The sequence below is a fragment of the Streptomyces sp. NPDC048192 genome (assembly GCF_043202415.1).
Lineage (GTDB): Bacteria > Actinomycetota > Actinomycetes > Streptomycetales > Streptomycetaceae > Streptomyces.
In genome coordinates this window covers 11,858-25,024 of the sequence record NZ_JBIDAL010000003.1, presented here as the reverse complement: position 1 = coordinate 25,024, position 13,167 = coordinate 11,858, and the positions used below count along the sequence as shown (strand labels likewise).

Here is a 13,167-nt window from a genome sequence, read left to right as displayed (position 1 = left end):
GCCGGCGGACCACACGTTTCACGCCCTGACCGGGAACGTTCTGTAGGGATCCGACAGGGACTGTCCTCCGCCACTGTCGGTGCCCGATTGCCCACGGGCCCGGCCGGACCGATAGGTTTTCGATGAAGCCGCCTGTCATCCAGGTGTCCGGGCGGGTTGTCCGGTATCTGCAGACCGCTATCGAAAGGGTGATCCGTTGAGCCGCTCGGTTCTCGTCACCGGAGGAAACCGGGGCATCGGCCTCGCCATCGCCCGCGCGTTCGCCGACGCTGGCGACAAGGTCGCGATCACATACCGCTCGGGTGAGCCGCCGGCCGGCTTCCTGGCGGTCAGGTGCGACATCACCGACCCGGAGCAGGTGGAGCAGGCCTACAAGGAGATCGAGGACCAGCACGGCCCGGTCGAGGTCCTGATCGCCAACGCCGGCGTGACCAAGGACCAGCTCCTGATGCGCATGTCCGAGGAGGACTTCACCTCGGTCATCGACACCAACCTCACCGGCACCTTCCGCGTCGTCAAGCGCGCCAACCGCGGCATGCTGCGCGCCAAGAAGGGCCGCGTCGTCCTGATCTCCTCCGTGGTGGGCCTGCTCGGCTCCGCCGGCCAGGCGAACTACGCCGCCTCCAAGGCCGCCCTCGTCGGCTTCGCGCGCTCCCTCGCCCGTGAACTGGGCTCGCGCAACATCACCTTCAACGTCGTCGCGCCCGGTTTCGTCGACACCGACATGACCAAGGTGCTCAGCGACGAGCAGCGCCAGAACATCGTCTCGCAGGTGCCGCTCGGCCGTTACGCGCAGCCGGAGGAGATCGCCGCGACGGTGCGGTTCCTCGCCTCGGACGACGCCTCGTACATCACTGGAGCCGTCATCCCCGTTGACGGCGGACTGGGAATGGGTCACTGATCACCATGAGCGGAATCCTCGAGGGCAAGCGCGTCCTGATCACCGGCGTGCTGATGGAGTCCTCCATCGCCTTCCACGCGGCCAAGCTGGCGCAGGAGCAGGGCGCGGAGATCATCCTGACCGCGTTCCCGCGGCCCACGCTGACCGAGCGCATCGCCAAGAAGCTGCCCAAGCCCACCAAGGTCATCGAGCTGGACGTCACCAACGACGAGCACCTCGGCCGGCTGGCCGACCTCGTCGGCGAGGAGCTGGGCGGCCTCGACGGCGTCGTGCACTCCATCGGCTTCGCGCCGCAGGACGCGCTCGGCGGCAACTTCCTCAACACGCCGTTCGAGTCCGTGGCCACCGCCATGCACGTCTCGGCGTTCTCCCTGAAGTCGCTGACCATGGCCTGCCTGCCGCTGATGCAGAACGGCGGCTCGGTCGTCGGCCTCACCTTCGACGCCCAGTACGCCTGGCCGCAGTACGACTGGATGGGCCCGGCCAAGGCCGCTCTCGAGGCCACCAACCGCTACATGGCGCGCGACCTGGGCAAGCAGAACATCCGCTGCAACCTCATCTCCGCGGGCCCGATCGGCTCCATGGCCGCCAAGTCCATCCCGGGCTTCGGCGAGCTGGCCTCCGTCTGGGACACCCGTTCCCCGCTCGAGTGGGACCTGAAGGACCCGGAGCCGGCCGGCCGCGGCATCGTCGCCCTGCTCAGCGACTGGTTCCCGAAGACCACCGGCGAGATCATCCACGTCGACGGCGGTCTGCACGCCATCGGCGCCTGACCGCCGCCGGGACCGGACCGGCAGCCGGGGCTCGCACTCCTTCGGGGGTGCGGGCCTTCGCCGTGCACGAGGACGGCTGGACGGGCCGCGTCACCCGTTCGGCCCACCCGCCGGGCGCCCACCGCCCCGCGCGGCACACCCTGGAGCTGCGCGTCCATCCGCGCGTCCCTCCCCAGCCCGGCCGAGGAGGTCCCCCTTGTGCGCCTGTCCCGCAGCCTCGCCCCGGTGACCGTGGCCCTCGCCCTCGCGCTGTCGCTGCCGTACGACGCGATGCCCCACGCGCGCGTGGGGGACGCGAAGCACTCCGCGCCGGACCTCTTCGGAGCCGCCTGCCGTACGACCGTCCAGGGCTCCCATGTGGTGGTCTACTGCCACAACCCCTATGTGGACACCGATCGCGTGCGTCTGCACATCGAGTGCGCCCGCTGGTGGGACATCGACACGGACAGCGCACCCGTGGACGCCGCGCCGGCCGTGACCGTACGGCTCACCGGCCGGTGCTGGAAGGAGGTCCGCTCGGTGTGGATCAGTCACCAGAAGGTGCGCTGAACCGGCCCGGGCGGCACAGGAACGGATAGCTCGCGGCCTCGGCCGCCGCCACCTCGCCGTCCTGGGCGCGGATGGCGTCCAGCAGACGCGCGTGGTCCATGTGGGTCTCCGGCGTCAGCTCCGCGCCCACGTCCGCACGCAGCCAGTCCCGCAGCACCTCGCCCAGATCGGCGTACATCGCCGTCATCACGTCGTTGTGCGAGGCGGCCACGACGGCCAGGTGGAAGGTGGCGTCGGCGGTCACGAAGGCCTCCGTCTCGCCGGCCTCCCAGGCTGTCTCCCGCCGCTCCAGCAGCGCGTCCAGCTGTTTGAGGTCCTTCTCGGTGCGCCGCTCGGCGGCCAGCTTCGCCGCGGCCGACTCCAGCGCGGCCCGCAGCTCCGCGATGTGCCGGGGATCGGCACCGGCGAACCTGCGGTGCATCACACCGGCCAGCTCGCTCGTGGCCACCACATAGGTGCCGGACCCCTGCCGGATGTCCAGCAGGCCGTTGTGGGCCAGCGCGCGGACGGCCTCACGGACGGTGTTGCGGGCGACGCCGAGCTGCTCGACCAGTTCCGGCTCCGTCGGAATGCGCGAGCCGACCGGCCACTCGCCGGACGTGATCTGGTTGCGCAGCTCGGCGATGACCTGCTCGGACAACGCCGAACGGCGCGGGTGGCTCAGGGGCATGGCACACCTTCGCACGCGAGGCCCGGGCGAGGACGCCACGGGGATGGACAACCAATCATCCCATGATTCTATGATGGCTCGCATGGCACGTGAGGAAACCCGGACAGCGGAGACCCGTACGGCGATGACACCGACCGAACGCGGTACGGCCACCGCGACGAGCCCCCCCGAGACGACCGCCGGAGCCGGGCGCACGCGCGCGTGGGCGACGCGGCTGGTCGTCGCCGGCATCGTGCTGTCCGCGCTGAACCTCCGCCCGGCCATCACAAGCCTCGGCGCACTCCTGGAGGAGGTGCGCGACGGCCTCGGCATGAGCGGCAGCGTGGCCGGCCTGCTCACGTCCGTGCCGCCGCTGTGCTTCGCGGTCTTCGGCGTCACCGCGCCCCGGCTGGCCCGCCGCTTCGGCCCGGCCGCCGTGGTGTGCGCCGGCATGGCCGCCATCACCGCGGGCCTGCTGATACGCCCGTACGTCGGCAGCACGGCCGGCTTCCTGGCCGCCAGCGCGCTCGCCCTGATGGGCATCGCCGTCAGCAATGTGCTCATGCCGGTCATCGTCAAGCGCTGGTTCCCCGACCGGGTCGGCTCCATGACCGGCCTGTACTCCATGGCCCTCGCCCTCGGCACCTCCGCGGCCGCCGCGGTGACCGTGCCCGTCGCGCACGCCCTGGGCGGCTGGCAGCCCGGTCTGACCGTGTGGGCCGCCCTCGCGGGCGCCGCCGTCCTGCCCTGGCTGCCGCTCGTCCGCGACCGCGACCGCGGTACGGCGCCCGCGCGGCCGGGGGAGGGGGACCGTACGGCGGACCCGACGCGCGGCACGGAGCGAGCCGCCGGGGCGCAGCGAGAAGCGGGGGCGCAGGGAGACGCCGTGGCGCAGCGAGAAGCCGTGGCGCAGCGAGAAGCGGGGGCCGAGCGGCCTGCGTCCCTGCGTATCGCCCGCAGCCGCACCGCCTGGGCACTCGCCGTCTTCTTCGGCCTGCAGGCCACCGCCGCCTACATCACCATGGGCTGGATGCCGCAGATCTTCCGGGACGCCGGCGTCCCGGCCGGCACCGCGGGCGTGCTGCTCGCCGTCACCATGGTGATGGGCGTGCCGCTGGCCTTCGTCATCCCCAGGGTCGCCGCCCGGCTGCCCCACCAGGGCCCGATCGTGCTGGTCCTGGGCGCGTGCGGCCTCGCCGGGTACGCCGGCCTGTACCTCGCCCCGGCCGCCGGCGCCTGGGCCTGGGCGCTGCTGCTCGGCGTCTCCAACTGCGCCTTCCCGCTGGCCCTGACGATGGTCGGCATGCGGGCCCGCAGCGGCCCGGGCGTGGCCCAGCTGTCCGCGTTCGCGCAGAGCACCGGGTACCTGATCTCCATCCCCGGCCCGCTGCTGGTCGGCGTCCTCTACCAGCACAGCGGCGGCTGGGGCCTGCCGATCGCCCTGATGACGGGCCTGATGCTGCCCCAGATGGCGGTCGGCTTCCTGGCGGGCCGCGACCGCACGGTGGAGGACGAAGCGAACCGGTGACGGGGGCGGCGGGCGGCGGGCCGGTGGACCACGGCCCCGACAGGCCTGCGGTTCCCGGTCCGCCCTCCGGGACACGCGCCCAGGCGGAACCGCGCCCCGGCCGAACCCCGCGAAGCGGAGGGTGCGAGACTGGGCGCATGCAGCCTGTGCTCGACCCGAATCCGCAGAACGGCCAGAAGAAGATGCTGCTCGTCTTCGGCGCGTTCTTCGCCATCTTCGCCGTCATCGCCGTCATCGCGACCCTCGCCTCCCCCTGACGGCGCCCTCTCGGTGACGGGCGCCCTCCGGGCGCCGGCTCCCGGCGATGGTGGGGCTGGCCCCACCATCCCCTAGGGGGTAAGGGTCAGGGTCAACTGGGTGGAACACCGGATGGGTTGGCGGCCCCGGATTCCGTAGCTTCGAGATGTGACCGCGGCACACGGTCACGGACCCGCTCGAAGACCCACGGAGGAGATCATGTCGGCCCGCACCCACTCCCGGCCCCACCCGGCGACCACGGGCGGCGTGGACATCCGGCTGCCCTGGTGGGCCCTCGCCCTGCCCGCGCTCGCCTTCGTCGCCCTGCTGACGCTGATACTCAATCCGTCGGACGCCCACGCGGCGAGCGGCGACCCGGCGATCACCCACCTCCTCACCCGCGCCCAGCAGCTCCTCATACGCTGATCCGGAGCCCGCGGCGAGGGTGGATCCGGAGCCCGCGCAGGGGCGAATCCGCATGTCAACTCCCCGCGCCCGCTTGGCCTGTTTCATGCGAAGCTGGAACGCATGAGCGCCGCAGACCTTCGCAGCATCGTCCTCCTCCGGCATGCGAAAGCCGACTGGCCCCAGGTGTCCGACCATGAGCGCCCGCTCGCCGAGCGGGGCCGTATGGACGCCGCGGTCGCCGGACGCAAGCTGGCCGACACCGGCATCACCTTCGACCTGGCCCTGTGCTCCACCGCCGTCCGGACCCGCGAGACCTGGAAGCTCGCCGTCCACGAACTGACGCACCGGCCGAAGACCGTCTACGAGGAGCGGGTCTACGAGGCCTCGCCCGGTGAGCTGATCGCCGTGCTGAACGAGATTCCGGACGACGTGCGGAACGTGATCCTGATCGGCCACAACCCCGGGGTCCACGGTCTCGCCGACATCCTGTCGGGCAGTGCCGAGGGGGACGCCCGCGCGCGGATGAACCGCCGCGGCTTCCCTGCCGCCGCCTTCGCGCTGCTGTCCTTCGAAGGCCCCTGGAAGAGCCTGGAGCCGGCCGCGGCCACGCTCACGGACTACTGGGCCCCCGCCTAGTGACCCGACCCCGGCCGAGGGGCCCGGCGCCGCTCGGCGCCGGGCCCCTCGCGTGTCCGGGCCCGCTCAGCCCTCGTCGTGCGTGTCGGCCGCCTCGACCTCTTCGCGGGTGACGCCCAGCAGATACAGGACCGTGTCGAGGAAGGGGAAGTTCACCGCCGTGTGCGCGGCCTCGCGGACCACCGGCTTGGCGTTGAAGGCGACGCCCAGACCGGCCGCGTTCAGCATGTCGAGGTCGTTGGCGCCGTCGCCGATCGCCACCGTCTGCGACAGCGGCACCCCGGCCTCCGCGGCGAACCGGCGCAGCAGCCGCGCCTTGCCCGCGCGGTCCACGATCTCGCCGGTGACCCGGCCGGTGAGCTTGCCGTCGACGATCTCCAGCGTGTTGGCCTGCGCGAAGTCCAGGCCCAACCGTTCCTTCAGGTCGTCGGTGACCTGGGTGAAGCCACCGGAGACGACGCCGACCTGATAGCCGAGCCGCTTCAGCGTGCGGATCAGGGTGCGGGCGCCCGGCGTCAGCCGGACCTCGTTGCGGACCTTCTCCACGACGGAGGCGTCCAGCCCCTTCAGCAGCGCCACGCGCGCGTGCAGCGACTGCTCGAAGTCCAGCTCCCCGCGCATCGCCGCCGCCGTCACCTCGGCGACCTTGTCCTCGCAGCCCGCGTGCGCCGCGAACAGCTCGATGACCTCGTCCTGGATCAGCGTGGAGTCCACGTCCATGACCACCAGGCGCTGAGCCCGCCGGTGCAGGCCCGCCGCGACGACCGCGACATCGACACCGAGTGCCGCCGCGTCCGTGACCAGGGCCGTGCGCAGCGGCTCGGTCTCGACACCGGAGACCGCGAACTCCACCGCCGTCACCGGGTACTTCGCGAGCCGGAAGATACGGTCGATGTTGCCGCCGGCCTTCGCGATCCGGTCGGCGATGGCGGCCGTCGACTCGGCGGTCAGCGGATGACCGAGGACGGTCACCAGCGAGCGCCCGAGACCGCGCGGGCGGTTGTCGCCGTGCCCGGAGATGATCTCCGCCTGCATCTTCATCGACTCGGCCCAGCTGTGCACGGTGGCCCTCAGGTCGCCCTCCAGGCCGGCCGGCGGCTGCGTCACCAGGGCGCACAGCACCAGGCGCCCCCGGGTGACGACCTGCTCGATGTCGACCACGTCGACGCAGTAGGCGGCGAGGGTGTCGAAGAGGCCCGCCGTGATGCCCGGCCTGTCCTTGCCGAAGATCTTGACGAGGAGAGTGGGAGCCTCGGGGTTCTGTGCGGCGGAGGTCTGCGAAGCGCTCATGGTGTCACCACCGTATCCGGCACCCAGTGCCGTCCGCCGCCGAGGTCCGACTGACGGACACCGAACAATGGATGGCGCGTCGGTGTCAGGGATCTTGCCACCGGGAGACGCCGACCCGCCGGCGCACGGCGGCCCGCGGCCCCTTCTCGACTGTCCCACGGGATGCCCCGACGGGCAGGGCCGGGGCAAGGAGCGGTCCTGGGACGGACGGTGCTTCCGGCACCGGTACGGCGGGCGCAGGGCGGGCGGGGTATGTGCTCGTGACCTGCGTCGGGCAGCCGTACGCGCTGGTGGTGCGCTGTTCGGGGCGCGCACGGCTCGGTGAGGCCGCCGGCTCTCCGTGAGGGCGCGCGATGGCGCGAACGCCCCGGTCTCAGCCGCGGGGCTTCCGCTTCCCCGGTGGCGCCGGGGGCGGCGGAGGCGGGGGCGGAGGTGGCCATTCGGTGCCGTCCCTGCCCCGGGAGCGGTCACCGCGCCGTGCCGTGCCGTGGCGCCGCGGAGGGGGAGCGCCGTCGAGGGGTCCCGCGATGGTCGGGGCGCCGTAGACGTCGTCCGGGACGCCCGCGGGCCCGGGTTCCGGGGGCTCCCCGCGCGCGTACTCCGGTGCCCGGGAGGCCTCGGGCACCCGGAGATAGGGGTTCGTGTCCGGGTTTGGCGGCCGGTACGGCGTCCCCGGCGTGTACGGCCCGGCACCGCCGCCGTCCCCGTACGCCGAGTCCCCGCGGTCCCCGCCCACGGCGGCCTCGTCCGCCACGCCTCGATCGCCGCCCGCCCCGGCACCCGCCGGCTCCGCCGCCGCGCCTCGCTCCACCCGGCCGGTGCCCGCCGCGAGCCGTGCCGCCGGCGCCGCTCGTGTCCCCGCCGCGCCCGTCGCCCAGGCCGCGAGGGCGCCGAGGGCCCCGGCGGCCGCGCCCCAGGCCGCGCCCAGAAGGAGGGCCGGGCCGAGGCGGCCGTGCAGGTCGACGCCCGCGTCGAAGGCGTCGAAGCCGAGGACGGACAGGGAGGAGGACACGGACACGCCCGTCAGCCGGACGAGCAGGGGCAGGGCGAGCGCGGTGCTGAGACCGAGCCGCAGGCCGCAGCGGGCGGCGAAGCCGAGGGCACCGCGAGCCCGCCGCCCCGCCACCGGCCGCCCCACCGGTGTCCGCACCGCCGTCAGGATGCCCGCCAGCAGCATGGCCAGGGCCGCGGCGACGGCCAGCAGCCGTACCCGGCCGTCCAGGTCGGCCAGCCGGCCGAGTGTCACGGGCCGGTCGGCGTGCGCGGTGAGGAGCCGGTCCAGCGGGTGCGGGAGGAACGTGGCGAGGGCGCCGGTGGCGTGGCCGTCCCAGGGGACGAGGAGACCGAGGGGGAGGCCGAGCCAGACCCCGTTCGGGGCGCCGAGCAGGGCCGCTCCGGCGATCCGCGCCGGGTGGTCGTCGCCGGCGGCCGCGTACGCCGCCGCCGCGAGCCCCGCCGCGACGGCCACCAGCAGCACGGTGGCGAGCGCCGACACCGCCGGCCGCACCGCCCGGTGCACGGCGGACCAGCCCGGCGGCAGGGGAGCACGCCGGGAGGCGAGCAGCGCGATCAGCAGGACACCGGCGCACCACAGCGCGCCGCCGAGCAGCGTGGCCGCCGTGTCCACGGTGAAGCCGACCGCCGCCTTGGCGTGGACGAGGTCGCCGAGCCGGTCCGGCAGCAGTCCGCCGACGTCGCCGATGCCGGGGATGCTCGGCCCGCCGCCCTCGCCGCCCGTGCCCGGCAGCCGGTCAAGGCCGAGCGAGCCGCCGTCGAGGGTGACGACGTCATGACCGGCCCAGGCCAGACCGCCCAGCACCGCCACGAAGAGGACGACCACCGAGCCCGCGCGGGCGAGGAGTTCGGCGGGCGCGACGACAACTCCCGCCCTGCGCAGGGACCGCAGGAAGAACCAGGACAGCAGCAGGGCGCCGGCAAGGCTGACCCCGAGTGGCGTGATCTCGACGGCGCTGTGGGCCTCGGCACCCTTCAGGCCGAAGGCGGAGACGTTGCCCGACGGCGACACCGAACCACCCGCTGCGAGTGCCACAACTGCCGCCGTCATGGGGCCCAGTGACGCGGTGGAGTCCGCCTGGAGCAGGTGCAGGCCGAGCGCGGCCGTGCCCGCCATTCCGGCCAACGCCCAGCTCACCGCGGCGATCGCGGACAGCAGGACGTCCTTCCAGGGCACCGCCGCGGGGCGTCGCCCGGTCCCGGCGGCGGTCCCGGTGTTCGTGGCTGACCTCATGGCAGACCCCCCGATCAGACCCCGCCGTGGCAGACCCGCGGCAGGGCGGCCCCCGACCCGCGGTGCGGCACGAGGCCGCCTCTGTCCCCCCTCGTCGGGATTACCACTCTCCGGCCCGGTTTCAACCCCGTCAACGGGGGCGAGTTGAAGCGCGCGCGGGCGCCCGTGACAAGGCCCGGGTTTCGGTCAGAGGACCGAGCCTGAAATAGTTCCCCCCGATGTTCGACATCCCTAGACTCCCTGTGACGGGGGTAACTCGGGGGACAACTCAGTGGGGCATGGAGTGCCGGAACTCGTACTGGAATCAAACGGACGGACCTGGACGCTGGACCCGTCCAGGCCCTACACCCTCGGACGCGATCCGCAGGGTGACATCGTCTTCGAGGACGCCAGGGTTTCCTGGCGGCACGCCACGGTCAGCTTCAACGGCCGCAGTTGGGTCATCGAGGACCATGGCAGCACCAACGGCACGTTCGTGCAGGGCCGGCGGATCCAGCAGATGGAGATCGGGCCGGGCGCCTCGCTGCACCTCGGCAACGCGACCGACGGACCGCGGCTGGATCTGACCGGGGCCGCGGCCGGCCACCCGCAGCCGGCGCCGTACGCCGCGCAGGGGGCCGCGGGCCAGGTGGCCGGCGCACCGGGCTGGGCCCAGCAGGCCGCCGCACCGCAGCATGCGCCGGCGCCCCAGCAGGCCGTACCGCACCAGGCGCCCGCGCAGCCGCAGGCGCCCGCGTTCCCGCAGCAGGCGGGCCCCGGCGACCAGTACGCGCAGAAGGCGGCCGGTGGTGGCGCGGGGGCGCCGCCGGTCTACGGCGACCGCAGCCCGACCACCTTCCACCAGTTCTCCATCGGCCGCGTGATGCGCATCGGCCGCGCCCTGGAGAACGACCTGGTCGTCTCCGACCTGCAGGTCTCGCGGCACCACGCCGAGTTCCACGCCACGCCAGACGGCCGGCTGGAGATCCGCGACCTCGGCTCGCACAACGGCACCTACGTCAACGGCCAGCCGATCCCCAAGGGCGGCTCGGTGCAGCTGGGCCCGGCCGACATCGTCGGCGTCGGCCACTCCGCCTTCCGGATCGTCGGCGACCGGCTCGAGGAGTTCGTCGACACCGGTGAGGTCTCCTTCTCCGCGCGCCATCTGACCGTCACGGTCGACGGCGGCAAGCAGATCCTGAAGGACGTCTCCTTCGGCGTCCCGGAGAAGTCCCTGATCGCGGTCATCGGCCCGTCCGGCTCCGGCAAGTCCACCCTGCTGAAGGCGCTCACCGGCTACCGGCCCGCCAACCAGGGCGAGGTGCTGTACGACAACCGCAACCTGTACAAGCAGTTCGCCGAGCTGCGCCAGCGCATCGGACTGGTCCCGCAGGACGACATCCTGCACAAGGAGCTGACGGTCAAGAAGGCCCTGAAGTACGCGGCCAAGCTGCGCTTCCCGGCCGACACCACCGCCGCCGAGCGCGACGCCCGCATCGACGAGGTGCTGCGCGAGCTCAAGCTGGACATCCACAAGGACAAGAAGGTCACCTCCCTGTCCGGCGGCCAGCGCAAGCGCGTCTCGGTGGCCCTGGAGCTGCTCACCAAGCCGTCGCTGATCTTCCTGGACGAGCCGACCTCGGGTCTCGACCCGGGCATGGACCGCGATGTCATGCAGCTGCTGCGCGGCCTCGCCGACGACGGCCGTACGGTGCTCGTGGTCACCCACTCGGTGGCCGAGCTGGCGCTGTGCGACAAGCTGCTGGTGATGGCGCCGGGCGGGGCCGTCGCCTACTTCGGCCCGCCGGAGGAGGCGCTGAACTTCTTCGGCTACGACAGCTGGGCCGACGTCTTCTCCGCCTTCGAGAACTACCGCGACTACGACTGGGCGGGCCGCTGGAAGGGCTCGCAGCACTACCAGATGTACGCCGCGGACGTGGACTCGGTGGCGCCGCAGTCCGTACCCATGCCTCCGCCGCAGGCCATGAAGCCGCCCAAGCCGCAGGGCTGGGGTTCGCAGCTGATGACCCTGATCCGGCGCTACGTGTCGGTCATCGTCTCCGACAAGGGCTTCCTGGCGCTGACCGTGATCCTTCCGGCGGTGCTCGGCGCGGTCAGCCTGCTGATCGACCACAACCGCGGCCTGCTGGTCAACGAGGCGATCAATCCCAGGACCGGCCAGCACATCCCCAACGGCACGGCCACCACCGTGCTGCTGATCCTCGCCGTCGGCGCGTGCTTCGCGGGCGCCGCGAACTCGGTCCGCGAGCTGATCAAGGAACGGGTGATCTACGAGCGGGAGCGGGCGACCGGCCTGTCCCGGTCGGCGTACCTGATGTCCAAGGTGGTCGTGCTCGGCGCCGTCACGGTGCTGCAGGGCCTGATGGTCGGCGTGATCGGCTTCTCGTCCCGCGAGATCCCGGACCAGGGGCTCGTCCTCGGCGGCAACACCCTCCTCGAGCTGTGCCTGCCGATCATGGCGCTCGGCTTCACCTCGATGATGGTCGGCCTGGTGATCTCCTCGCTGGTGAAGACCGCCGAGAAGACCATGCCGCTGCTGGTGATGTTCGCGATCATCCAGGTGGTCTTCACCGGCTGCCTGTTCACCCTGCACGGCACGCTCGGGGTCAACGAGTTCTCGTACCTGATGCCGTCGCGCTGGGCGGTGGCCGCCGCCGGCGCCACGCTGGACTTCAACGACATCGCCCCGAACACCGACGACCCGGGCAACACCGATCCGCTGTGGAACCACACGGCCGGGGCCTGGGGCCTGGACATGGTCGCGCTGATCGCGCTCGGCGTGGTCTGCGGCTTCCTCGTGGCCCGCTTCCTGCGGCGTCACGAGCCGGAGGTCATGCGCAAGTAGCCGGGCGTCGACGACCAGAAGGGCGGCACCCCGTGCTGGGGTGCCGCCCTTCGGCGTCACGTGTCAGAGGTCCGCGCCGGCCCTCAGTACGCGCTGTTGACGTTGTCCATGGAGCCGTAGCGGTGCGCCGCGTAGTTGCAGGCGGCCGTGATGTTGGCGACCGGGTCGTAGATGTTCCAGGAGGTGCCGGCCACGTGGTAGGCCCGGAAAGTCGGGTCGATGACCTGCAGCAGACCCTTGGACGGAATGCCGTTCTGGGCGTTGATGTCCCAGTTGTTGATGGCGCTGGGGTTGCCCGAGGACTCGCGCATCACGTTCCGGTAGATGCCGTTGTAGCTGCCGGGGATGCCCTGGGCGCGCATGATGTCCAGCGAGTGCCGGATCCAGCCGTCGAGGTTGTTCGCGTACGTCTTGGCGGACACCAGCTCCATCTGCGGGCGCTCGGCGGAGCGGCTCGCGGCCTCCTTGGCGGCGCGGTCCTGCGCGGCCTTCTTGGCGGCGGCGTCGGCGGCGGCCTTCTTCGCGGCGGCCTCGGCGCGCTGCTTGGCGGCGGCCGCGTCGGCGGCCTTCTTCTGCGCGGCGAAGGCGTCGAGCTTGACCGTCTGGGGAGCGAGCTGGTCGGTGACCGTGCCCTTGACGTTCTTCAGCTGTGCGTCGGCGGCGACCTGGGTGGCGTCGGCGGCGGAGGCACCGGTGGTGACGGTGCCGGAGTTGCCGGGGACGGCCGCGAGGGCGATGGCGGCGGTGCCGAGCGCGGCGACACCGGCGACGGCGACCTGGCGCTGCTTGGTCAGGACCAGACTATGAGCACGGTTGAGGATGTTCTTGGGCATGGCTGATGGACCTCTTCGTTGACGCGGAGGTCGCTCCTGCGTCCGCCGGGGGAATCGGCTCCTCCCACACGAACGCCGCGGGCCGGTGACCCACGGCGTTGAGCGACGGGAGCAATTCTTAGCTGGCGCAAAAAGTCCAGGCAAAGGTGTGACCTACGACCCGGCATAGTGGAGCCGGGAAGGGCAAAACGGGACAGACGCGACCGTCTGTCCCGTTCATCCGGGGCCGGTTTATCTCCTATGCCTGTTCGTACGTGATGTGGACCCTAT

General features: G+C 72.3%; 12 protein-coding genes. 8 read left to right on the top strand and 4 right to left on the bottom strand.

Annotated features, from left to right (window positions below; all coding sequences use genetic code 11):
• Window positions 1–196 precede the first annotated feature (196 nt).
• The 3 genes from fabG (at window position 197) to ACGFZN_RS05695 (ending at window position 2,223) form a co-directional block, all read left to right on the top strand.
• Entirely contained in the window at window positions 197–901 is a 705-nt protein-coding gene (fabG, locus tag ACGFZN_RS05705; protein ID WP_393857217.1) for a 3-oxoacyl-[acyl-carrier-protein] reductase, read from the top strand.
• Between the two features lie 5 nt (window positions 902–906).
• Window positions 907–1,674 carry an enoyl-ACP reductase FabI gene (gene fabI, locus ACGFZN_RS05700; protein WP_393857216.1) on the top strand — a complete coding sequence of 256 codons (768 nt, stop codon included), beginning with the start codon at window positions 907–909 and terminating at the stop codon, window positions 1,672–1,674.
• Between the two features lie 198 nt (window positions 1,675–1,872).
• Complete coding sequence (locus ACGFZN_RS05695; RefSeq protein WP_393857215.1) at window positions 1,873–2,223, top strand: hypothetical protein; 351 nt, start codon at window positions 1,873–1,875, stop codon at window positions 2,221–2,223.
• On the opposite strand, the gene ACGFZN_RS05690 is transcribed toward ACGFZN_RS05695, so the two are convergent.
• On the bottom strand, window positions 2,201–2,893 hold the full coding sequence (locus ACGFZN_RS05690) for a FadR/GntR family transcriptional regulator (RefSeq protein ID WP_393857214.1): 693 nt from the start codon (window positions 2,891–2,893) through the stop codon (window positions 2,201–2,203). The genes ACGFZN_RS05695 and ACGFZN_RS05690 overlap by 23 nt on opposite strands.
• A gap of 73 nt (window positions 2,894–2,966) precedes the next feature.
• Here ACGFZN_RS05690 and ACGFZN_RS05685 point away from each other — a divergent pair, with 73 nt between their 5' ends.
• From ACGFZN_RS05685 to ACGFZN_RS05670, 4 genes are all read left to right on the top strand, one after another.
• Entirely contained in the window at window positions 2,967–4,400 is a 1,434-nt protein-coding gene (locus tag ACGFZN_RS05685) for a CynX/NimT family MFS transporter (protein WP_393857213.1), read from the top strand.
• Between the two features lie 137 nt (window positions 4,401–4,537).
• Entirely contained in the window at window positions 4,538–4,657 is a 120-nt protein-coding gene (locus ACGFZN_RS05680) for an SGM_5486 family transporter-associated protein (protein ID WP_330340862.1), read from the top strand.
• Between the two features lie 199 nt (window positions 4,658–4,856).
• The gene (locus ACGFZN_RS05675) at window positions 4,857–5,063 is read left to right on the top strand and encodes a hypothetical protein (RefSeq protein WP_393857212.1); all 207 of its coding nucleotides are present in this window, start codon (window positions 4,857–4,859) and stop codon (window positions 5,061–5,063) included.
• A gap of 102 nt (window positions 5,064–5,165) precedes the next feature.
• On the top strand, window positions 5,166–5,681 hold the full coding sequence (locus tag ACGFZN_RS05670; RefSeq protein WP_393857211.1) for a SixA phosphatase family protein: 516 nt from the start codon (window positions 5,166–5,168) through the stop codon (window positions 5,679–5,681).
• 66 nt (window positions 5,682–5,747) lie between these two features.
• Here the strand turns inward: ACGFZN_RS05670 and serB are convergent, their stop codons facing one another.
• Window positions 5,748–6,971 (bottom strand): phosphoserine phosphatase SerB, encoded by a 1,224-nt coding sequence (gene serB, locus ACGFZN_RS05665; protein ID WP_393857210.1) that lies wholly within the window; start codon window positions 6,969–6,971, stop codon window positions 5,748–5,750.
• A 373-nt stretch (window positions 6,972–7,344) separates the two neighbouring features.
• Window positions 7,345–9,219, bottom strand: coding sequence for a streptophobe family protein (locus ACGFZN_RS05660; RefSeq protein ID WP_393857209.1), 1,875 nt, complete (start codon window positions 9,217–9,219; stop codon window positions 7,345–7,347).
• Window positions 9,220–9,502: 283 nt separating this feature from the next.
• On the opposite strand from ACGFZN_RS05660, the gene ACGFZN_RS05655 reads away from it, so the two are divergent.
• A complete protein-coding gene (locus ACGFZN_RS05655; protein ID WP_393857208.1) occupies window positions 9,503–12,064 on the top strand; it encodes an FHA domain-containing protein in 2,562 nt (853 codons plus the stop codon).
• 83 nt (window positions 12,065–12,147) lie between these two features.
• Here the strand turns inward: ACGFZN_RS05655 and ACGFZN_RS05650 are convergent, their stop codons facing one another.
• The gene (locus tag ACGFZN_RS05650) at window positions 12,148–12,897 is read right to left on the bottom strand and encodes a transglycosylase SLT domain-containing protein (RefSeq protein WP_393857207.1); all 750 of its coding nucleotides are present in this window, start codon (window positions 12,895–12,897) and stop codon (window positions 12,148–12,150) included.
• Window positions 12,898–13,167: the final 270 nt, after the last annotated feature.

Bases quoted from the DNA above. Each gene is read 5' to 3' on its own strand.
- fabI (WP_393857216.1), top strand. From the start codon at position 907: ATGAGCGGAATCCTCGAGGGCAAGCGCGTCCTGATCACCGGCGTGCTG.
- ACGFZN_RS05690 (WP_393857214.1), bottom strand. From the start codon at position 2,893: ATGCCCCTGAGCCACCCGCGCCGTTCGGCGTTGTCCGAGCAGGTCATC.
- ACGFZN_RS05685 (WP_393857213.1), top strand. From the start codon at position 2,967: ATGGCTCGCATGGCACGTGAGGAAACCCGGACAGCGGAGACCCGTACG.
- ACGFZN_RS05680 (WP_330340862.1), top strand. From the start codon at position 4,538: ATGCAGCCTGTGCTCGACCCGAATCCGCAGAACGGCCAGAAGAAGATG.
- ACGFZN_RS05675 (WP_393857212.1), top strand. From the start codon at position 4,857: ATGTCGGCCCGCACCCACTCCCGGCCCCACCCGGCGACCACGGGCGGC.
- ACGFZN_RS05670 (WP_393857211.1), top strand. From the start codon at position 5,166: ATGAGCGCCGCAGACCTTCGCAGCATCGTCCTCCTCCGGCATGCGAAA.
- serB (WP_393857210.1), bottom strand. From the start codon at position 6,971: ATGAGCGCTTCGCAGACCTCCGCCGCACAGAACCCCGAGGCTCCCACT.
- ACGFZN_RS05660 (WP_393857209.1), bottom strand. From the start codon at position 9,219: ATGAGGTCAGCCACGAACACCGGGACCGCCGCCGGGACCGGGCGACGC.
- ACGFZN_RS05650 (WP_393857207.1), bottom strand. From the start codon at position 12,897: ATGCCCAAGAACATCCTCAACCGTGCTCATAGTCTGGTCCTGACCAAG.